This is a genomic window from Paenisporosarcina sp. FSL H8-0542, from assembly GCF_038632915.1.
Classification (GTDB): Bacteria; Bacillota; Bacilli; order Bacillales_A; family Planococcaceae; genus Paenisporosarcina.
Map to the genome: position 1 here is coordinate 1,542,643 of NZ_CP152050.1, position 21,430 is coordinate 1,564,072.

19 protein-coding genes are annotated in these 21,430 nt (G+C 39.6%); 18 read left to right on the top strand and 1 reads right to left on the bottom strand.

What is annotated here, in order from left to right; genetic code table 11:
• Window positions 1–10: 10 nt before the first annotated feature.
• The 11 genes from folD (at window position 11) to MHH33_RS08260 (ending at window position 11,788) form a co-directional block, all read left to right on the top strand.
• Window positions 11–871, top strand: coding sequence for a bifunctional methylenetetrahydrofolate dehydrogenase/methenyltetrahydrofolate cyclohydrolase FolD (gene folD / locus MHH33_RS08210; RefSeq protein WP_342543509.1), 861 nt, complete (start codon window positions 11–13; stop codon window positions 869–871).
• A gap of 90 nt (window positions 872–961) precedes the next feature.
• A complete protein-coding gene (gene xseA, locus MHH33_RS08215; RefSeq protein WP_342543510.1) occupies window positions 962–2,320 on the top strand; it encodes an exodeoxyribonuclease VII large subunit in 1,359 nt (452 codons plus the stop codon).
• Window positions 2,317–2,559 carry an exodeoxyribonuclease VII small subunit gene (locus MHH33_RS08220; RefSeq protein WP_016426974.1) on the top strand — a complete coding sequence of 81 codons (243 nt, stop codon included), beginning with the start codon at window positions 2,317–2,319 and terminating at the stop codon, window positions 2,557–2,559. The genes xseA and MHH33_RS08220 overlap by 4 nt, the downstream gene beginning before the upstream one ends.
• Window positions 2,556–3,437 (top strand): polyprenyl synthetase family protein, encoded by an 882-nt coding sequence (locus tag MHH33_RS08225; protein ID WP_342543511.1) that lies wholly within the window; start codon window positions 2,556–2,558, stop codon window positions 3,435–3,437. Before MHH33_RS08220 ends, MHH33_RS08225 begins: the two co-directional genes overlap by 4 nt.
• Window positions 3,438–3,516: 79 nt before the next feature.
• On the top strand, window positions 3,517–5,421 hold the full coding sequence (gene dxs / locus MHH33_RS08230) for a 1-deoxy-D-xylulose-5-phosphate synthase (RefSeq protein WP_342543512.1): 1,905 nt from the start codon (window positions 3,517–3,519) through the stop codon (window positions 5,419–5,421).
• Complete coding sequence (locus MHH33_RS08235) at window positions 5,418–6,236, top strand: TlyA family RNA methyltransferase (RefSeq protein WP_342543513.1); 819 nt, start codon at window positions 5,418–5,420, stop codon at window positions 6,234–6,236. Before dxs ends, MHH33_RS08235 begins: the two co-directional genes overlap by 4 nt.
• Window positions 6,237–6,337: 101 nt before the next feature.
• Entirely contained in the window at window positions 6,338–6,787 is a 450-nt protein-coding gene (gene argR / locus MHH33_RS08240; protein ID WP_016426978.1) for a transcriptional regulator ArgR, read from the top strand.
• Between the two features lie 15 nt (window positions 6,788–6,802).
• Window positions 6,803–8,497 (top strand): DNA repair protein RecN, encoded by a 1,695-nt coding sequence (gene recN / locus MHH33_RS08245; protein WP_342543515.1) that lies wholly within the window; start codon window positions 6,803–6,805, stop codon window positions 8,495–8,497.
• 112 nt (window positions 8,498–8,609) lie between these two features.
• Complete coding sequence (locus MHH33_RS08250; protein WP_016426980.1) at window positions 8,610–9,569, top strand: SpoIVB peptidase S55 domain-containing protein; 960 nt, start codon at window positions 8,610–8,612, stop codon at window positions 9,567–9,569.
• Window positions 9,570–9,829: 260 nt separating this feature from the next.
• Entirely contained in the window at window positions 9,830–10,621 is a 792-nt protein-coding gene (spo0A, locus tag MHH33_RS08255) for a sporulation transcription factor Spo0A (RefSeq protein WP_342543519.1), read from the top strand.
• Window positions 10,622–11,062: 441 nt separating this feature from the next.
• Window positions 11,063–11,788 carry a glycerophosphodiester phosphodiesterase family protein gene (locus MHH33_RS08260; RefSeq protein ID WP_342543520.1) on the top strand — a complete coding sequence of 242 codons (726 nt, stop codon included), beginning with the start codon at window positions 11,063–11,065 and terminating at the stop codon, window positions 11,786–11,788.
• A 44-nt stretch (window positions 11,789–11,832) separates the two neighbouring features.
• Here MHH33_RS08260 and MHH33_RS08265 read toward each other — a convergent pair whose 3' ends face one another.
• Window positions 11,833–12,081 (bottom strand): DUF2627 domain-containing protein, encoded by a 249-nt coding sequence (locus MHH33_RS08265; RefSeq protein ID WP_342543521.1) that lies wholly within the window; start codon window positions 12,079–12,081, stop codon window positions 11,833–11,835.
• 267 nt (window positions 12,082–12,348) lie between these two features.
• Here MHH33_RS08265 and MHH33_RS08270 point away from each other — a divergent pair, with 267 nt between their 5' ends.
• The 7 genes from MHH33_RS08270 (at window position 12,349) to MHH33_RS08300 (ending at window position 21,426) form a co-directional block, all read left to right on the top strand.
• Window positions 12,349–14,400, top strand: a complete 2,052-nt coding sequence (locus MHH33_RS08270) for a sigma-54-dependent Fis family transcriptional regulator (RefSeq protein ID WP_342543522.1) — start codon at window positions 12,349–12,351, stop codon at window positions 14,398–14,400.
• 135 nt (window positions 14,401–14,535) lie between these two features.
• On the top strand, window positions 14,536–15,441 hold the full coding sequence (gene yqiS / locus MHH33_RS08275) for a phosphate butyryltransferase (protein WP_342543745.1): 906 nt from the start codon (window positions 14,536–14,538) through the stop codon (window positions 15,439–15,441).
• A 30-nt stretch (window positions 15,442–15,471) separates the two neighbouring features.
• Window positions 15,472–16,566, top strand: coding sequence for a branched-chain amino acid dehydrogenase (gene bcd, locus MHH33_RS08280; protein ID WP_016426986.1), 1,095 nt, complete (start codon window positions 15,472–15,474; stop codon window positions 16,564–16,566).
• A 301-nt stretch (window positions 16,567–16,867) separates the two neighbouring features.
• On the top strand, window positions 16,868–17,956 hold the full coding sequence (buk, locus tag MHH33_RS08285) for a butyrate kinase (protein WP_342543523.1): 1,089 nt from the start codon (window positions 16,868–16,870) through the stop codon (window positions 17,954–17,956).
• A gap of 16 nt (window positions 17,957–17,972) precedes the next feature.
• Window positions 17,973–19,403 carry a dihydrolipoyl dehydrogenase gene (lpdA, locus tag MHH33_RS08290; protein ID WP_342543524.1) on the top strand — a complete coding sequence of 477 codons (1,431 nt, stop codon included), beginning with the start codon at window positions 17,973–17,975 and terminating at the stop codon, window positions 19,401–19,403.
• A gap of 29 nt (window positions 19,404–19,432) precedes the next feature.
• On the top strand, window positions 19,433–20,443 hold the full coding sequence (locus tag MHH33_RS08295; protein WP_016426989.1) for a thiamine pyrophosphate-dependent dehydrogenase E1 component subunit alpha: 1,011 nt from the start codon (window positions 19,433–19,435) through the stop codon (window positions 20,441–20,443).
• On the top strand, window positions 20,443–21,426 hold the full coding sequence (locus tag MHH33_RS08300; protein WP_016426990.1) for an alpha-ketoacid dehydrogenase subunit beta: 984 nt from the start codon (window positions 20,443–20,445) through the stop codon (window positions 21,424–21,426). The genes MHH33_RS08295 and MHH33_RS08300 overlap by 1 nt, the downstream gene beginning before the upstream one ends.
• Window positions 21,427–21,430: the final 4 nt, after the last annotated feature.

Genomic DNA, 21,430 nt, shown 5'->3' on the forward strand with positions numbered 1-21,430 from the left:
GAATAAAGACATGTCGAGTGCATTAATTAATGGAAAAGAAATTGGACAAGCGATACGCAATGATTTATCTGAACGTATCATTCACTTAAAAAATCAAGGCATTACTCCAGGCTTAGCGGTTATTTTAGTCGGTGACAACGCAGCTTCGAAAACCTATGTTTCCAATAAACAAAAAACGTGTGAAGCACTTGGTATGAATTCACGTTTACTTTCTTTTGAGTCAGATTTAACTGAAAGTGAACTCGTGCATACGATTCAATCACTGAATGAAGACCCAACCATTCATGGCATATTAGTTCAGTTACCATTACCGAAGCACATTGGAGAATCTGCCGTATTGGCAGCCATTTCCCCAACTAAGGATGTAGATGGTTTCCATCCAATCAGTGTTGGAAAAATGATGCTCGGACAGGAGACTTTCCTTCCATGCACGCCATACGGGGTCATGAAACTTCTGGAATACTCTGGAATTGATCTTGCAGGCAAACACGCTGTTGTCATAGGACGTAGCCATATTGTAGGAAAACCAATGGGCCAATTACTTTTACAAAAAGATGCAACCGTGACATATGCGCATTCTAAGACGCCGAACCTACAAGAAATTACCTTGCAGGCTGATATTCTCGTGGTGGCAGTTGGTAAAACGAAATTCATTACGAGTGAATACGTCAAAAACGGAGCGGTCGTCATCGATGTAGGTATGAATCGTGATGAAAACAATCGCCTGTGTGGAGATGTGGATTTTGAAGCAGTAAAAGAAAAAGCTTCATACATAACACCTGTTCCAGGCGGAGTGGGACCCATGACAATCACCATGTTAATGGCCAACACCGTACAATCTGCAGAAAATGAGTTGCGTCAAGACAAATGAAGTTAAAACAGGTAAAATAAAGGGAAGAAGCTGTTTTTCTTATAGAAAGACAGCTTTTCTATTTCTTCTTCGTGAGGAGTTTGAATGCACGTGACTGCATCGACATATTTAACAGTGAAAGCACTGACCAAATACATAAAAAGAAAATTTGATGCGGATCCTCATTTGCGCAATGTTTATGTCAAAGGGGAACTATCCAATGTCAAAATACATACAAGCGGACACATTTACTTCACGATTAAAGACGATCAAACAAGAATGCCTGCTGTTATGTTTGCGGCACAAGCAAGAAGTTTGAAATTTAAACCGGAGAGCGGAATGAATGTTCTTTTGCAAGGTGATGTGAATGTTTATGAAGGCTCAGGCCAATATCAGTTGTATGCACAATTGATGCAGCCTGATGGTATTGGAGAACTATTTGTAGCCTTTGAACAGCTGAAAGAAAAATTGGCGAAAGAAGGACTTTTCCATCCTTCTAGAAAGAAACAGATTCCAAAATACCCTCAAAAGATTGGTGTTATTACAGCTTCAACAGGTGCAGCCATTCGGGATATTGTCACGACTTTGAGCCGCCGTTATCCTTTGGCAGAAGTTATCATTTTTCCAGCTCTGGTTCAAGGGGCTGGTGCAGCGCCAAGTATCGTAAAAGCATTAAAACGTGCTCATAGCTATCCGGATCTTGATGTTTGTATTGTTGGACGCGGGGGCGGGTCGATTGAAGACTTATGGGCTTTCAACGAAGAAATCGTTGCGCGGGAAATTGCGAATAGTACCATTCCTATTATTAGTGCTGTCGGACATGAAACGGATACGACAATCGCTGACTATGTCTCAGATCTTCGCGCACCAACGCCAACTGCAGCAGCAGAGCTTGCCGTACCAAATCAACTGGATTTGCTTGAACGTGTATCCAATAGAAAATCGCAAATGGTATCGATCGTTACGGCTATTTTATCACAGGAGCGAAAAAGGTTGACGCGGGTGATGTCTGCATATCCACTGGCCTATCCTGAAAGATTATACCGACCGTTTGTTGAAAGACTGACCCGAGCGAATGAACAGATGGAGAGAAACGGACGTACGATTTTCCAACAAAAACAACAACACCTTGCACAGCAAACCATGCGTCTGTCATTGCAAAGTCCACAAAGAATGGTTTTGCTACATCAAAAAAATGTACAGGCTTCTCAACAACGTTTGCATATGGCAGCTCAAAAAAATGTACAAACGAAAGCTCGTTCTTTCAGTAATATGATTCAGTTACTGGAAGCATTGAACCCGCTGAAAATCATGGATCGGGGCTACAGTCTGACCTATCAAAATGATCAAGTTGTCAAATCAATTGAAGATATCAATCCAGATCAACCACTTCATATCAAATTACAAGATGGAGTCATAATCGCATCTATAGACTCTATAAACAAACAGTCTAAAGGAGAATCATCATGACAAAAACCAACGTATCTTTTGACCAAGCAATTCAACAATTAGAGGAAATTGTACGTCAGCTGGAGCAAGGCGATGTTCCTCTTGAGGATGCTATTTCACTTTATAAAAAGGGAATGGAAATGTCGACGGTATGCCACGAGAAATTGCACAATGCAGAAAAACAATTGATTTCAATCATGGATGACAGCGGTGAAAAAGTGCCATTTGAAGCCATCGAAAAAGAGGATGCATCACAATGACTTGTTTGCAAAATTTTACTGAACTGAATATTCCAGAAATAGACCGTCAATTGACCGAGCAAGTTCAGTCGATCAATGCACCTGAAATTTTGAAAGAAGCGATGAATTATTCATTGGCTGCAGGAGGCAAAAGGGTAAGGCCATTATTTTTACTGGCTGTCTTAGACTTTTTACAAGTTAAACATTCAGAAGCCTCTACAGTTGGAGCAGCTATTGAAATGGTTCATACCTATTCTCTAATCCATGATGACCTACCGAGCATGGATAATGATGATTACCGCCGTGGGAAATTAACTAACCATAAAGTTTATGGGGACGCGTTGGCGATTTTAGCTGGAGATGGATTGTTAACATATAGTTTTGGCGTACTTTCTCGTTTGAAAACAGTACCCGCAGAAGACAAACTGGAACTTATACAATTGATGAGCGAGGCTGCAGGAGCTGAAGGTATGGTTGGCGGACAAGTTTTGGATATTGAAAGCGAAAGAAAAATCATTTCTGTAGAAGAATTGGAAACCATACATATCAATAAAACGGGTGCTTTATTATCCTTTAGCATTTTAGCAGGTGCGATTTTGGCTTCGGCGGATGCCAGTACTAGAAAGGCGTTGCAAGATTTTGGTTTCCATATCGGACTGGCATTTCAAATTCAGGATGATATTTTGGATATAGAAGGAACCACAGAGTCATTAGGAAAAACTGCAGGAAAAGATGTTGCGAGTGAAAAAAATACGTACCCTGCATTATTAACACTGGATGGAGCGAAAATAAAACGTGATTGGCACTATAACCAATCTATCGAATCACTTCGCCACATTTCAAGTGAGCCTGGTCTATTGGATGAATTGGCTGCTTACATCGTTAATCGCAGCAAATAGTTAATGTTTGTACATTCGTACGACATTGATATAATGAAAGATAATAATCGCAAGTATTGTGTAAAGGTGTGTGATGTCGGTGGATTTAAATACAATTACAAGTCCATCCTTTATTAAAGAATTATCTCAAGATGAACTATTGACTTTAAGTGAAGATATTCGTTCGTTTTTAATTGAAAAATTATCGGTCACTGGTGGACATATTGGTCCTAACTTGGGTGTGGTCGAACTGACTGTATCTCTTCACCGTATTTTTAATAGTCCAGATGATAAATTTATATGGGATGTAGGACATCAAGCGTATGTCCATAAAATTTTGACTGGTCGTGCAAATCAATTTGATACATTACGTCAATATAAAGGGTTGTGCGGTTTTCCAAAGCGCAATGAAAGTGAACATGATGTTTGGGAAACAGGTCACAGCTCAACTTCGTTGTCTGCTGCGATGGGTATGGCAGCTGCACGTGATATTAAAAAAGATAAAAACCATATCATTCCCATTATCGGGGATGGAGCTCTTACAGGTGGAATGGCTTTAGAAGCACTGAATCACATTGGACATGAAAAGACCAATATGATTGTTATTTTGAATGATAATGAAATGTCAATCGCGCCTAACGTTGGCGCACTCCATACAGTATTAGGAAAACTTCGCACAGCCGGTAAATATAAAAAGGCTAAAGACGAACTGGAATATTTGTTGAAAAAAATCCCGGCAGTCGGTGGAAAACTGGCAGCTACGGCGGAACGGGTTAAAGACAGTTTAAAATATTTACTAGTTTCAGGTGTGTTTTTCGAAGAACTTGGATTTACGTATTTAGGTCCTATTGACGGACATAATTACGAAGATTTGCAAGAGAATTTGTTATACGCGAAAAAAATGAAGGGACCAGTATTGGTTCATGTCATCACGAAAAAAGGCAAAGGGTACCGCCCGGCAGAAGAAGATAAAATTGGTACTTGGCATGGGACAGGTCCTTATAAAATGGAGACCGGTGCATTCGTAAAGTCTTCGACTAAAGCACCTTCATGGAGTGGATTGGTCGCTGAAACCGTGCGTAAACTTGCACGTGAAGATGAGCGGATTGTAGCTATAACACCTGCTATGCCAGTTGGTTCGAAATTAGAAGGCTTTGCGTCTGAATTCCCTGAACGCATGTATGACGTCGGCATTGCTGAACAACATGCAGCCACTATGGCGGCTGGCCTTGCCACACAAGACATGAAACCGTTTTTAGCCATCTACTCAACTTTCCTGCAACGCGCATATGACCAAGTTTTACATGATATTTGTCGTCAAAATTTAAATGTCTTCATCGGAATTGACCGTTCAGGGCTTGTTGGCGCTGACGGGGAAACCCATCAAGGCGTATTCGATATTTCATTCCTACGTCATTTGCCAAATATGGTGATCATGATGCCTAAAGATGAAAATGAAGGCCAGCATATGGTGAAAACCGCCATCGATTATAATGATGGTCCAATTGCATTGCGCTACCCTAGAGGGAATGGGCTCGGTGTTCCGATGGATGCAGAATTACATTCCATACCGATTGGTTCATGGGAAGTTTTAAGAAAAGGTTCGGATGCGGCAATTTTAACATTCGGTACCACAATCCCAATGGCTATGGAAGCGGCAGAACGCTTGGCACTTGAAGGTATCCAAGCAGAAGTAATCAATGCAAGGTTCATTAAACCACTTGATGAGGGTATGCTGCATAAATTAGTGGAACGTAATCTTCCAATATTTACTGTGGAAGAAGCGATTTTACAAGGCGGATTTGGAAGCAGCATATTGGAATTTATGCAAGACCATGAGTATACGGGCGTTTCCGTTAGTCGAATGGGCATTCCAGACCAATTTATTGAACACGGAAACGTTGATGAACTGTTAAATGAAATACATTTAAATTCGGCTGAATTAATCACCCGGATACAAAATAAAATGAATAAGATCGGTAAGGCTGGTACTCACGTATTATGATAAAAACCCCAAAAGAAAGAGTCGATGTCCTTCTAGTGGAACGTGGACTTTGTGAAACAAGAGAAAAAGCAAAACGTGCAATTATGGCGGGAACCGTATATACGAATGAACTTCGTTTGGAAAAGCCAGGTGAAAAAATCGCAATGGATTCACCTTTGCAGGTAAAAGGTAATGAATTGCGCTATGTCAGCAGAGGCGGCTTGAAGCTTGAAAAGGCATTGGAATTCTTTCAAGTGAATGTTAAAGACAAACTGATGCTCGATATTGGAGCTTCAACTGGCGGTTTCACGGATTGTGCCCTGCAAAACGGAGCGCGCCACTGTTATGCGCTGGATGTTGGCTATAATCAGCTTGCATGGAAAATCCGACAAGATGAACGTGTCACGGTTATGGAACGTACCAATTTCCGATATGTAACGGCTGCCGACCTTGCAGAAGGGATGCCTGAATTCGCGACAATCGACGTTTCATTTATATCATTGAAGCTAATTCTGCCTGTATTAAAAACTTTGCTTGTACCTGGCAGTGATGTTATTGCGCTGGTAAAGCCTCAATTTGAAGCAGGAAAAGCAAATGTCGGAAAAAAAGGTGTCGTCCGCGATCCAAAAGTCCACATAAATGTGCTTGAAACAATCGCGAACTTTGCACAACAAACTGGTTTTACTCTAAAAAATGCTTCTTTTTCTCCGATTACGGGTGGGGAAGGGAATATAGAATTCCTTTTCCATTTAATAGCGACGGAAGAAAATGAAACAACCTTTACAGAGGAACATTTAAAAGAAATTGTGCGTGAAGCACATTCACAACTATCATGACACGGCCTACATTGTAGGTCGTGTTTTTCTTGTACGCAAGAGCCGTAAATGGTACGATATGAATAATTAAGCATATTTATTCATTTTAGGAGTGACCATTGATGAACAAGGGGCAACGACATATACGAATTCGGGATATAATAGCCAATCACGAAATTGAAACACAGGATGATTTAGTGGAAATCCTTAAAAATGCCGGATACAATGTGACGCAAGCAACTGTTTCCAGGGACATAAAAGAGTTACATTTAGTCAAAGTACCACTGCAGGATGGTCGATACAAATATAGCCTACCTGCGGATCAGCGTTTTAATCCAATGCAAAAACTGCATCGTGCGTTAACTGATGCTTTCGTCAGTATCGATGGAGCAAGTCATTTTCTAGTAATGAAAACGTTGCCAGGGAATGCACATGCAATTGGCTCATTGATTGATCATTTAGATTGGAAAGAAATCCTGGGTACAATTTGTGGCGATGACACGTGTTTGATTATTTGTAAAGATACCGATCAGCGGGATATCATTCGGACAAGACTACTCGAAATGCTTTAAAAGAGGTGATGCATTGTGCTAAAAGAATTATCAATTAAAAACTTTGCCATTATTGAAGAGGTATCGGTGAGCTTTACTGATGGTTTGACGGTGCTGACCGGGGAAACAGGAGCGGGTAAATCCATCATTATTGATGCGGTGCACCTGCTGGCCGGTGGAAGAGGTTCACAGGAATTTATACGCCACGGTGCTAAAAAAGCAGAGCTTGAAGGCTTGTTTTTTATACAAAATCCACAACATCCCGTATTTCAAAAGCTTCAGGAAGTCGGAATCGAAGTAGACGATGATTCTGTTATTTTGAGAAGAGATATTAATGATCATGGGAAAAGCGTCTGTCGAGTAAATGGCAAATTGGTGACTATAGCCATTTTAAGAGAAATTGGTGGCTCGTTGATTGATATTCATGGACAACACGAAAGTCAGGAATTAATGGACGAGCGTTTCCATATTTCCTTGCTCGATCAATTTGCGGGAAGTAAACTTCACCGAGCGAAAGAAAGTTATAACGGTCTTTACCAGACGTACATAAAGTTAAAAAAAGAATTGGCTTCTGTCAGTGACAATGAACAACAAATTGCACAGAGGATCGATTTGTATCAATATCAAATTAATGAAATTGATGCGATGCAGTTAATTGAAAATGAAGATGAAGATCTTCAACTCGAACGCAAGAAATTTCAAAACTTCCATAAGACATTCGAACGTATTTCTGCGGCATATGAAGCCTTAAACGGCGAGTCTAAAGGCTTGGACTGGATTGGAAATGCCATGAGCGAACTTGAAGATATTGCTTCATTTGACGATACGTACAAAGAGCAGGCTGAGCTTGTATCGAATTCTTTCTATTCCCTACAGGAAATGTCCTACCAACTAAAGAATGTGATGGACGAATCGGAATTTGATGAAGAACGATTAAATGTCATTGAAGAAAGATTAGCTGCCATTCAGTCATTAAAAAGAAAATATGGGAACTCAATTGAAGAAATACTTTTATATCGACAAAAAATTGGCGATGAACTGGATGGTCTCGTGAATCGCGATGAACGAATTCAACAACGTCAAAAAGCACTGGATCGAGTGGAAAAAGACTTGGAAGTGGAATCGAAAGAACTAACGTTAATTAGAAAAAAAGCAGCGAAAAAGCTGAGCGAAGCAATTGTGATTCAACTTCGTGAATTATTTATGGAAAAGGCTACTTTTGAAGTGATTTTTAAAACACTGAACATGTTTGATAAAAACGGAAAAGATGATGTATCTTTTTATATGTCAACCAATGTTGGTGAACCTGCCAAACCGATTTCCAAAATTGCTTCGGGCGGGGAATTGTCTAGAATGATGCTTGCCCTAAAAGGAATTTTTTCAAAACATCAAGGCATTACATCCATTATTTTTGATGAAGTGGATACAGGTGTCAGTGGACGAGTTGCTCAGGCTATTGCCGAAAAAATTGCCAACATTTCTCGTTCTTCACAAGTATTGTGTATTACACATTTGCCACAAGTAGCTGCAATGGCCGATCAACAATTATTGATTGAAAAACAAGTGATGGGCGAACGGACCATGACGAAGTTAACGGAAGTTACTGGCAAAGATCGTGTCCAGGAGTTAAGCCGTATGATGTCCGGTGCAGAAATTACATCATTGACTTTAGACCATGCAACAGAATTATTGTCGATTGCCGAGCAACGAAAAAAAATATCATATGTATAGAATCGTGAAGCACTGCTGCTACAGCATGTGCTTTTTTTTTTCGAAAATTTACCGTTCATAACAATGCTGTTCAGACACATAGTAAGAACATCCCGTTAAATGGAGGTGAAATATGCGATGTGTTGCGAATAAAAGGATTGTTACCATGTTTTTGGGATTTTTGATTCTCTTCCCGGCTCATTCATGGGCTGAGAAAAATGACAATGCTTTAATCCCGCTTGGACAGTCTATTGGTGTGCAATTGAAGTTAGAAAAACCTACATTTGTTCATGATGTACTGATTAATGACAAGTGGTGGTTTAAAAGTGGAGACCAAATAGTCTCATTTAATGAAAATTCCATCGGCTCAATTGACGATTGGAAAAAAATGAGTAAAAATGCGAATGAAGCACAAGTATCCATTGAAATTCTTCGTGAAAATAAAAGAAAATCTGTATTAGTATCAACAGATCAGTTAGAAAGTATGCTTCCTTTCATTCGCGATCACACTGAAGGAATTGGTACTATCACATACGTTGACCCAAAAACCCAAGAATATGGTGCATTGGGACATCAAATAGTGGATCAGCAAATTTCTGAAACACCACCATTTTTAGGTGGATCAATTTTTTTATCAGATATAGCCCGCATACACAAAAGCACTCCCGGTAATCCAGGATACAAAATCGCCAAACAGGCATCTGTTCATGTTCAAGCAGGAGACGTGAAAGAAAATACTGTATATGGTGTCTTTGGGGAATTGCTTGAATCGGACTTGCAAACTGGAGACGCAATTCCAACGCTAACAGCGAAACATATCAAGAAAGGATATGCTGAGCTATTAACGGCAATCGATGGAAATGACGTTAATTCTTATGATATCGAAATCATCAAAGTGGAAGAAACAACATTCCAGTTTATCGTCACTGATAAAGAATTGATTAAAAAGACTGGCGGCATTTTGCAAGGAATGAGCGGATCTCCGATTATTCAAGATGGAAAATTTGCTGGAGCCATTACACATATGGTGGTGGACAATCCTGTAAAAGGAGCAGCCATCCCAATACAAGAAATGATGAAAAAACATCCATGAAAAAATTTTTTACCACACTGTAAAAAGTGTGGTATTTTTTTGCGTATTTGTTATGATGTATATAACGATTATTCGACATTTTGTTAGAAAAACTTGACAATAGACGAAAAATGTCTAAATCATCAGACTATGTGCTCCTTTTTCAAATCTTAAAAGGATTTACTAACAATATGTCGAATTAACTTTGCAGTGTGAAATTGGGAGAATGTGCCGTAAAAACAAACATCCATGTTCGCGAGACGTTTAAGGGGGAAATACTAATGGAAAAAATTAAAGTAGCAATCGCAGATGATAACAAAGAATTAGTAAAAACACTAGAATCTTATTTATCAAGTCATCCTCAAATTGAAGTAATTACAACAGCTCCAAATGGAAAAGTCATTCTTACCATGATGGAAAATGACTTACCAGATGTATTGTTGCTAGATATTATCATGCCTCACTTGGATGGATTGGCTGTACTGGAAATGATGCAGGCAAACGAAAATTTTGCTAAAGTACAAGTGATTATGCTGACTGCTTTCGGTCAAGAAGATGTAATGAAACAAGCAGTGGAATTAGGTGCTTCCTACTTTATGTTGAAGCCATTTGAATTTGATCGCTTAGTCAATCAAATTCTTCAAGTAGCGGGCCATAAGACAGAAAGTGCTCCACGTACGAGCGTTCTTCAGAGCCAACCACAGCAAAAAGTGAATCAAAAAATGATTGATACAACGATTACAGCAGTTATTAAAGAAATTGGTGTACCTGCTCATATCAAAGGTTACGCGTACTTACGTGAAGCTATTCACATGGTATATGAAGATATCGAATTATTGGGTTCAATCACAAAAGTCTTGTACCCTGAGATTGCGATTAAATTTAACACAACGTCATCTCGTGTAGAACGGGCAATCCGTCATGCTATTGAAGTCGCTTGGAACCGCGGAAACTATGAGTCCATCTCGAAAACATTCGGTTATACTGTTCATCACTTGAAGAGCAAACCGACAAATTCTGAGTTCATAGCAATGATTGCTGATAAAATCCGCTTGGAAAACATGGCGAGTTAATCATTGAGATGACTAGGTTTGCGGACATTCGTAAGCCAACCAATGTAACTAAAATCCGATTCAAAACCAAAATACTTTTACTAAAATGACCGATGAATTTTATTATTCATTGGTTTTTTTTATTATATCGAAAAGTATGTCATATAAAGTCAACTAGAATTTTTCTAACAAAACCGCTTAGCTCAGTTCTCAGATCTAGCAATCCATGTCATAGTGTTATTTCTTTGGTAACTAATTCACGGAAAATTCATTAATCAAAGGAGTGCTGTTAAGTGAACTTGGTATAATATGTAAAGAGGAGATGGTGATTTGAATAAGCTATTAGAAAAAATATGGCTGGTAAATAATAAATTATTTACCTCAGTTCCATGGAAAAAGATGCATATATTAGTGAAGATAGGGTAAAGAAAACTATACATACAGATAAGGTGTTGACGATAGATGATGAGAGTACCAATATACGCACATCGTGGTGCATCTGCGTATGCACTTGAAAATTCATCTGCGGCTTTTGCAAAAGCGATTGAACTGGGAGCGGATGGGTTAGAGATCGATTTACAGTTAACAAAAGATTTAGTACCTATTGTAACCCATGATTTGGACTTTTGGCGCTTAGCCAAGACTCGTAGGGATGTTTCGTCAATGTATTATGAAGAAGTGAAAAAATTAAAATTAGGAACCTCTTTCTGGCGATTAGTAAATGGGGAATCTATACAAACTTTTGAGGAAGTGCTGGCTTTTGCTGCGAAAAATGGACTGGCATTGAATGTAGAATTAAAAGAAACGTTTGTGAATGCTCCAGAACAAATTGACCTATTGTTTAAACGGACATATTCACATTTGAATATTCATTTTTCATCGTTTCATTACGATGTTTTGGAACGAATTAAAAAATGTAATCCGATGTTACAGACTGCTTATATCGGGACGAAAAAAACAAATTGGGAAGAGCTTGGTCGATTAACTGCAGCAGATGCACTTCATATGCACAAAAGGCATTATTCGAAGAGGAAGTTGGATTTGGCCTATAAAGCTAACATGCCACTAAGATTTTATGGTATTGATGGAAATGAAAAATATTTAGTTGATCCTCACCCGGTAGTTTTGGGGTGGATCACCGATTATCCCGATAAAGTATTAATGAAACAATTGAAAAAGGAATCCTGATGTCGAAATCGGGATTCCTTTTTTAGTGGCTAACGCAATTAAAGTTAATTCTTCGTTTTTCCTTTAGCGAATTTAGCTTGTACTTTACCATTTTTCCGATCTCTATGTAGTAAGAAACCTGCAAAAAATCCAAATCCGATAACTAATAAAACAATACCTATCAGGAATTGTAGCCATAAAAATGGGATGGATCCAATTAATTTTCCGAATAGGGTATCACGTATAAGTTTAATTCCACCCGCCGCCATCAATCCAGGAATCAATAACACAAGAAAAGCTAACATTCGTGCCAATAGTATTCATCTCCTACTGCATTAAATTAAATTACTAAATTAAAGAAAGCTGTTAATTATTCAGCCGTGCATGCCGTAAGGGTGCAGATTTACGATAAACAATAGCATTTTTAACAGAGCCAATTAAATTATAATCTAGTCTAGTTTAACACGGAATATCATTTTCGTTCCATTGCACTACCCTAGAATAATTGTCAGGTCAAACTCAATGAGGTATGATAGAGGAAGGTTTTGCAATATATTGCACACGACGAAAGAGGGATGTGAATGTCCTTGCAAAATGTTTTAATCATTGGAGGCGGCGTTGGCGGAACCGCGATTTTGAAATTATTATTATCAGCTGAATTTTTTCATGTAAAACGAGTAGTTGATATTGATGAACGAGCACCTGCCATTCAGATTGCAAAACAGCATAACATTCCAGCAAGTGCGGAATGGAAGCCTTTTTTAACTGATGATTTACATATGATTTTTGATTTGACTGGTCAGCCTGAAATTTTTGATGAACTTTTAATGGAAAGACCCTCACAAACCGTCTTAATACCTGGGTCAGTGGCGAATATACTGATTCGCTTGATAAGAGAAAAGGACCAATTTATTCAAACGATTCGTGAAGAAACACATAAACAACAATTGATTTTTAATTCGATTGAAGAAGGTATGATAGGTATTGATGCCAATGGAAACGTCAACTTCTTCAATAAAAGTGCTGAGAGAATGACTGATATTTTAATGGACCAAGCTCTTGGTAAGCCAATTTATGATGTCATTGCTTCCAGTGAATTACCCCGAACTTTTGAAACCGGCAGAACAGAAGTGAATCGCGAATTAGTACTGAGTAATGGTACGAAAATTGTCACTTCAAGATTTCCCGTCATAGATGAAAAAGGTGTCCGTATCGGGGCATTTTCAGTTTTCAAGGATATTACGGAAGTCGTTAGTTTAGCAGGTGAAATAACCAATTTAAAAGAAATACAGACCATGCTTCAAGCTATCATCCAGTCAAGTGATGATGCCATTTCCGTTGTGGATGAAGAAGGGAAGGGTATTTTGATTAACCCTGCCTATACGAGAATTACGGGTCTGGAAACAGATGATATTATCGGAAAGCCAGCAACTGCAGATATTAGTGAAGGCGAGAGTATGCATTTGAAAGTGCTGCAACTGCGTAAGCCTATCCGTGGTGTCAATATGCGTGTTGGTCCGTTGAAACGTGAAGTCATCGTGAATGTGGCACCAATCATTGTCAACAATCGATTGAAAGGAAGCGTCGGTGTCATTCATGATATGACTGAAATCCGTTCATTGATGAAAGAACTTAATCGCGCCAGAAGTATCATTCGTACACTTGAATCGAAGTACACTTTTGACGACATCATTGGTGATTCACACGAAATGAGAATTTCAATTGAACAGGCTAAGCTGGCTGCTAAAACGCCTGTTACCGTGCTATTACGAGGCGAATCAGGAACAGGGAAAGAACTTTTTGCCCATGCCATTCATAGTTCCAGTGATCGGAAGTACAATAAGTTCATTCGTGTCAATTGTGCAGCCATCGCGGAGCATCTGCTTGAAAGTGAATTGTTCGGTTACGAAGAAGATGCTTTTGTTGGGGCAAAACTCGGTGGTAAACGAGGATTATTTGAAGAAGCGAACCATGGCAGTATTTTTTTGGATGAAATTGGTGAACTTTCGAGCAACACGCAAGCAAAATTGCTTCGCGTCTTGCAAGAGAATGAAATCGTTCGAGTTGGTGGTACGAAATCCATCACGATAGATGTAAGAGTAATTGCTGCAACCAATATCCATATGGAAAAAGCAATGCTAGAAGGTAAGTTCAGAGAAGATCTCTATTATCGATTGAACCGCATGCCCATTCAAATTCCGCCGTTACGCAATCACAAACAAGATATTCCAGCTATTGCGGAACGACTGTTGGTTAAGCTTAATCAAGAATATGGTCGAAACGTCGAACGGATATCCGAAGTGGCCATGCAAAGGCTGGTCGTTTATTCTTGGCCAGGAAACGTGCGGGAACTTGAAAATATTATCAGTAGGGGCATGATTTTTATGAGGCCAACTGAATCGATTTTAGATGACCATCATCTTCCATTGTCGATGTTGGAACACCAGGAACCAGACTCCAAAAAACCATTACAAGAGATATTGCCGCTTGCCGATCAAATGGAGCGTATGGAAAAAGAGATTTTATCATCAACTCTGAAAATGATGAATGGCAATAAATCTAAAACAGCTAAACATTTGGGGATTTCTCTTCGTACGCTTTATTATAAATTAGAAAAATATGAGCTAGAATAACAATGTATGCAAATAATTGCATGGTTTGCAATCATTTGCATACCGAAAAGTACGAAATCTTGCCAAATAAAGCGTTTTCATTATTGTTATCAAGGTGCTTTTTATGCTTAAATTATGAATGTTGAGGTGATTTCATTGAATCTAAACGATTTAATACGACAAGCTTCTTCTTCAGATGATAATGTAGTTGCGGTTGCATCTGCTGCTAATCTGGAAGTGCTTGAAGCGGTTAACTTGGCCATTGAGCATGACATGGCGAGTTTTCGTCTATATGATGACGAACACAAATTAAAAGAAATGATAGTCATGCACTATCCTCACTTGTTAAATCATCCGAAAATTTATACACAACACGTAAAGGATGATCAACAAGCAGCGATTGCAGCTGTCAAAGCCGTCCATTTAAATGAAGCGAACGTATTAATGAAAGGGCATATTCCAACCGCTCTTATCCTAAAAGCTGTTTTGAACCCAGACTTTGGATTGCGAACGGGAAGCGTCCTGTCTCATGTAGCTGCATTTGAAATTAATGGTTTTGATCGTTTGATTTTTGTTACGGATGCGGCTATGAACATTGCACCTGATTTAAAGCAAAAAGCGCAAATTGTGCAAAATGCCGTTAAGGTAGCTCACGCCGTGGGAGTCGAAACTCCTGTAGTTGCACCATTGGCTGCAGTTGAAACCGTCAACCCATCGATGCAACCAACTCTTGATGCAGCTGCTCTGGTTGCGATGAATACAAGAGGACAAATAAAAGGTTGCGTGATTGATGGTCCAGTTGCTCTGGATAATGCCATTTCAGTTGATGCGGCTCATCACAAAGGTTTGACAGGTCCACATGCTGGACAAGCAGATATTTTGCTTGTACCGAATATAGAATCAGGCAATATTTTATACAAATCACTTGTTTACTTTGCACATGCAAAAGTAGGGGCAGTGATTGTAGGGGCTAAAGCACCTATTGTCCTAACTTCTCGTTCAGACAGCGCAGAAAGTAAATTAAACTCTTTAGCATTAGCAATTTGCTCATCTAAGAATTAATGAACAACCAAATCAAAGGAGGAATTTAAAATGGAAATTTTTAAATATATGGAGACTTATGATTACGAACAATTGGTGTTTTGCCAAGATAAAACTTCAGGCTTAAAAGCAATCATCGCGATTCATGATACTACTTTAGGACCAGCATTGGGTGGAACACGCATGTGGACTTACGCTTCTGAAGAAGCTGCAATTGAAGATGCACTTCGTCTAGCTAAAGGAATGACTTACAAAAATGCTGCTGCCGGTTTAAACCTTGGTGGTGGTAAAACGGTTATTATTGGCGATCCATTAAAAGATAAAAACGAAGAAATGTTCCGCGCGTTCGGTCGTTTCATCCAAGGCTTGAACGGTCGTTACATTACAGCTGAAGATGTTGGTACAACTGTAGCTGATATGGACTTAATCCATGAAGAAACAAACTATGTAACAGGTATCTCACCTGCATTTGGTTCTTCAGGTAACCCATCTCCAGTAACTGCCTACGGCGTATACCGTGGTATGAAAGCTGCTGCAATGGAAGCTTTCGGTAGCGATTCACTTGAAGGCAAACGCATCGCTGTTCAAGGTGTTGGTAACGTTGCATACAACTTATGCCGTCACTTACATGAAGAAGGCGCGAAATTAATTGTTACGGATATCAATAAAGCAGCTGTTGATCGTGTAGTAGAAGAGTTCGGTGCTACTGCAGTGAACACGGATGAAATCTACTCTCAAGATGTAGACATCTTTGCTCCATGTGCTCTAGGCGCAATCATTAACGACGAAACAATTCCACAATTGAAAGCAAAAGTTGTTGCAGGAGCTGCAAACAACCAATTAAAAGAAACAAAACATGGCGATCAATTGCACGAACTTGGAATCGTATATGCACCTGATTATGTAATCAATGCTGGTGGCGTAATAAACGTTGCTGATGAACTATATGGCTACAACCGTGAACGTGCAATGAAACGAGTAGAAACAGTCTATGACAACATTGCTAAAGTAATGGAAATTTCACGTACACAAGGAATTCCTACATACGTTGCAGCTGACCGTTTAGCTGAAGAACGTATCGCTCGTGTTGGAAAATCACGCAGCAATTTTCTACTTAACGAAAAACATATTTTAAGCGGAAGATAATACATTGCTCTGACAACGATTTTGTAGATAGCGAGGGAATAAGCGACAAAACCTGTGCTCCTGTTTCTGCGCTAGAATCGTCGCAAAGAATTAGGTCAAACTAAAGCTTTGACCAAATTCTTTCCTGCGGAAAAACGGGCTTGCAAGTTCGTCCGAGGAAAGGGAGCTAATTCCCTCTGTTGTTAAAAAAATCGACATAATAAAGTTAACAGAGCTTGATTAAAGAAAAGAAAAGGACAGATACTTTCATTTATGTTTGTATCTGTTCTTATCTTTAAAGACATTTTTGGGAGGAATCATTGTGCAAGAACATTCATATCGCATTCTTGTCATCAACCCGGGTTCCACATCTACAAAAATTGGTGTTTTTGAAAACGATGTTTTATTGATGGAAAAAACGATCCGACACTCTTCTGAGGAAATCGGCAAATTTTCTTCTATCATTGATCAATACGAATTTCGTAAGCAAACCATTTTAGAAGCAATGGATGAAGAAGGAATCAACATTTCGAAATTGTCAGCTATCTGTGGCAGAGGCGGACTCCTTCGTCCAATTGAAGGCGGAACTTATGCGGTAAATGACGCAATGTTAGTAGATTTAAAAAAAGGTTTTTCAGGTCAACACGCTTCAAACTTAGGTGGGATTTTAGCATTTGAAATTGCAACAGGTTTAAATATTCCTTCTTACATTGTCGATCCAGTGGTCGTCGATGAGTTGGCTCCGATTGCACGCATTTCAGGATTCTCGTTAATCGAACGAAAATCGATTTTCCATGCATTAAATCAAAAAGCTGTTGCACGACGATATGCTAAAAAGTGCGGCAAAGCCTATGAAGACATGAGACTGATTGTAACCCATATGGGTGGCGGTATTACAATTGGTGTTCATGAGAATGGGCGGGTAATTGAAGTAAACAATGGTTTACACGGTGAAGGTCCATTCAGTCCGGAAAGAGCGGGAACAGTTCCTGCAGGCGACTTAATCGATATTTGTTTTTCTGGTGAATACTACCGTCACGAAATTATGAAGAAATTAGTCGGTCAAGGCGGATTAGTAAGCTATCTTGGAACCAATGACGCAGTGGCGGTTGAAAAACGTATTGCAAAAGGTGACAAAGAAGCTGAACTTGTTTACGAGGCAATGGCATATCAAGTTGCCCGTGAAATTGGCTCAGCTAGTGCCGTGCTTGAAGGTAAGATTGACGCTATCATATTAACTGGTGGATTAGCATATGGGAAAGATTTTGTTGAATCCATTTCAAAAAGAATCAACTGGATCGCTGATGTAGTAGTCCAACCCGGAGAGAACGAATTGCAAGCATTATCTGAAGGTGCAATTCGCGTATTAAATGGGGAAGAAAAAGCAAAAGTATATCCGAACCTCAAATAAAAGGAGGCCGAAAGTTATGGCTCATAATTACGATATCGTTATTCTTGGAGGCGGAACAGGCGGGTATGTAGCAGCAATCCGCGCGGCTCAATTAGGACTTAAAACAGCAATCGTTGAAAAAGGTAACTTAGGTGGAACTTGCCTACATAAAGGATGTATTCCAAGCAAAGCCCTACTTCGCAGTGCAGAAGTATATTCGACGACAAAAAATCATGCAGCTGACTTTGGCGTAAATACTGGAGAAGTTTCATTGGATTTCTCCCGTGTACAAGCCCGTAAAGAAAGCATTGTTTCCCAACTTCATCAAGGCGTTCAAGGATTAATGAAAAAAGGGAAAATTGATGTATATGAAGGTACTGGCAGAATGTTAGGACCATCAATCTTCTCGCCATCTCCAGGTGGAACGGTTTCTGTTGAAATGAACAATGGCGATGAGAATGAAATGCTAATCCCTAAAAACGTGATCATCGCAACTGGATCACGTCCACGTACATTGCCTGGTTTAACAATCGATGGAACACACGTTATGAGTTCGGACGAAGCATTGGCTATGACCGAATTGCCAAAATCAATTTTGATTGTTGGTGGCGGTGTCATTGGGATTGAATGGGCTTCAATGTTGAATGATTTTGGTGTTGAAGTAACAGTAGTTGAATATGCTGATCGCATTATTCCTACTGAGGACGCTGACATTTCAAAAGAAATGCAGAAGCTATTAGCGAAAAAAGGCATTACATTTGCGACAAGTGCAAAAGTTTTACCAGAAACATTGGAAACAGCTGAAGGAAGTGTAACAATTTCTGCCGAATTCAAAGGAGAAACAAAAACCTTTACTGCTGAAAAAATGTTGGTTTCGGTTGGCCGTCAAGCAAATGTAGAAGGCATCGGAATCGAAAATACGGATATTGTGGTTGAAAAAGGATTTATTCATGTAAAAGACACGTTCCAAACAAAAGAATCTCATATTTATGCTATTGGTGATGTAATCGGAGGATTACAATTGGCACATGTTGCTTCTCATGAAGGTATTACAGCAGTGGAACACATTGCTGGTCAAAAAACTCATGCGATTGATTACAACTTGGTGTCACGTTGTATCTACTCAAATCCAGAAGCAGCAAGCGTTGGAATTACACAACAGCAAGCTAAAGATCAAGGGTTTGATGTGAAAGTTGGTAAATTCTCATTTAAAGCCATTGGTAAAGCGCTTGTTTATGGTGAATCAGACGGCTTCGTGAAAATTATTGCCGATAAGAAAACGAATGATATTTTAGGTGTACACATGATTGGACCACACGTTACAGATATGATTTCTGAAGCGGGTCTGGCAATGGTACTAGATGCAACACCATGGGAAGTTGCTAGTACAATTCATCCGCATCCTACACTTTCAGAAGTAATGGGCGAAGCGGCGTTGGCTGTTGAAGGTAAAGCAATTCACATGTAAAAAAATCAGATTAAAAGGGGGATGTTCAGATGGTGAAAAATCGTCATGAAGAACTAGGGTTATCAAACGATGACGTACTGAAAATTTTTGAAACGATGCTTATGGCACGTCGAGTGGATGAGCGTATGTGGTTATTGAACCGTGCAGGAAAAATTCCTTTCGTTATTTCTTGTCAAGGTCAGGAAGCAACACAAGTAGGTGCTGCTTTCGCACTTGATAACACGAAAGATTATATCGCTCCTTACTACCGTGATATGGGTGTTGTTTTACACTTTGGTATGACAGCTCGTGATTTGATGCTTTCAGCTTTTGCAAAAGCTGAAGATCCAAACTCAGGTGGACGTCAAATGCCTGGTCACTTTGGACAAAAGAAAAATCGTATTTTGACAGGTTCTTCACCTGTTACTACACAACTTCCACATGCTGTTGGTGTGGCATTAGCTGGTAAAATTCAACAAAAAGACTTCATCACTTTTGTAACACTTGGTGAAGGTTCATCTAACCAAGGGGACTTCCACGAAGGATTGAACTTTGCAGGCGTTCATAAATTACCATGTATCACAATGGTAGAAAACAATAAATATGCGATTTCAGTTCCTTACGACAGACAGGTAGCAGCTAAAAACGTTTCAGACCGTGCAATTGGTTACGGCATGCCTGGATTCACTGTTGATGGAACAGATCCTTTAGAAGTTTATAAAGTAGTGAAAGAAGCTGCAGACCGCGCACGTAACGGAGAAGGCCCAAGCCTTATCGAAGCAGTATCGCATCGTTTGACAGCTCACTCATCTGATGATGATCAACGTCAATATCGTACAGCGGAAGACCTTGCTGAAGGGCAAGCTGCTGATCCAATCGGCAAATTCGCAGCCTATTTGACAGAGTTGAACATTTTGACTGAAGAAATCGAAAAAGAACTGAATGACCGTATTATGAAGGAAGTAAATGAAGCAACGGATTATGCAGAAAATGCTCCTTATGCTGCACCTGAAGATGCTTTAAAATACGTCTATGCTGAAAAAGACGGGGGGAACGCATAATGGCAGTTATGTCTTATATTGACGCGATTACACTCGCAATGAAAGAAGAGATGGAACGTGATGAAAACGTATTCGTCCTTGGTGAAGACGTAGGTCGTAAAGGCGGCGTTTTCAAAGCTACTCAAGGTTTATACGATCAATTTGGAGAACACCGTGTAATGGATACTCCATTAGCAGAATCTGCTATTGCCGGCGTTGGAATCGGTGCAGCAATGTATGGAATGCGTCCAATTGCAGAAATGCAATTTGCTGACTTTATCATGCCAGCTGTTAACCAAATCATTTCTGAAGCTTCCCGTATTCGTTACCGTTCAAATAATGACTGGTCTTGTCCAATCGTTTTCCGTGCACCTTTTGGTGGGGGAATTCATGGAGCTCTTTACCATTCACAATCTGTTGAAGCGATTTTTGCTAACCAACCAGGTTTGAAAATCGTTATTCCTTCAACACCATACGATGCTAAAGGATTATTGAAAGCTGCTATCCGTGATGAAGATCCAGTAATGTTCTTCGAGCACAAACGCGCTTACCGTTTAATCAAAGGCGAAGTGCCTGAAGATGATTACACAATCGAAATCGGAAAAGCAGACGTCAAACGTGAAGGTGAAGACATCACTGTTATCACTTACGGTCTTGCTGTCCACTTTGCACTTCAAGCTGCTGAGCGTTTAGAGCAGGATGGTATTTCTGCTCACATTCTTGATTTACGCACGATTTATCCATTGGATAAAGAAGCAATTATTGAAGCTGCTTCAAAAACAGGAAAAGTTCTTCTTGTTACTGAAGATAATATGGAAGGTAGCATCATGGGTGAAGTTGCAGCAATCATTGCTGAAAACTGCCTGTTTGATCTAGATGCACCAATTAAACGTTTGGCTGGTCCTGATGTACCGGCAATGCCTTATGCACCGACAATGGAGAAATTCTTTATGATCAATCCAGATAAAGTCGAAAAAGCAATGCGTGAACTTGCGGAATTTTAACCTG

Excerpts from the sequence above, each read along its gene's own strand:
- MHH33_RS08220 (WP_016426974.1), top strand. The coding sequence starts at position 2,317 with ATGACAAAAACCAACGTATCTTTTGACCAAGCAATTCAACAATTAGAG.
- folD (WP_342543509.1), top strand. The coding sequence starts at position 11 with ATGTCGAGTGCATTAATTAATGGAAAAGAAATTGGACAAGCGATACGC.
- lpdA (WP_342543524.1), top strand. The coding sequence starts at position 17,973 with ATGGCTCATAATTACGATATCGTTATTCTTGGAGGCGGAACAGGCGGG.
- MHH33_RS08300 (WP_016426990.1), top strand. The coding sequence starts at position 20,443 with ATGGCAGTTATGTCTTATATTGACGCGATTACACTCGCAATGAAAGAA.
- MHH33_RS08260 (WP_342543520.1), top strand. The coding sequence starts at position 11,063 with ATGATGAGAGTACCAATATACGCACATCGTGGTGCATCTGCGTATGCA.
- MHH33_RS08270 (WP_342543522.1), top strand. The coding sequence starts at position 12,349 with ATGTCCTTGCAAAATGTTTTAATCATTGGAGGCGGCGTTGGCGGAACC.
- argR (WP_016426978.1), top strand. The coding sequence starts at position 6,338 with ATGAACAAGGGGCAACGACATATACGAATTCGGGATATAATAGCCAAT.
- MHH33_RS08295 (WP_016426989.1), top strand. The coding sequence starts at position 19,433 with ATGGTGAAAAATCGTCATGAAGAACTAGGGTTATCAAACGATGACGTA.
- MHH33_RS08225 (WP_342543511.1), top strand. The coding sequence starts at position 2,556 with ATGACTTGTTTGCAAAATTTTACTGAACTGAATATTCCAGAAATAGAC.
- spo0A (WP_342543519.1), top strand. The coding sequence starts at position 9,830 with ATGGAAAAAATTAAAGTAGCAATCGCAGATGATAACAAAGAATTAGTA.
- MHH33_RS08235 (WP_342543513.1), top strand. The coding sequence starts at position 5,418 with ATGATAAAAACCCCAAAAGAAAGAGTCGATGTCCTTCTAGTGGAACGT.
- MHH33_RS08250 (WP_016426980.1), top strand. The coding sequence starts at position 8,610 with ATGCGATGTGTTGCGAATAAAAGGATTGTTACCATGTTTTTGGGATTT.
- bcd (WP_016426986.1), top strand. The coding sequence starts at position 15,472 with ATGGAAATTTTTAAATATATGGAGACTTATGATTACGAACAATTGGTG.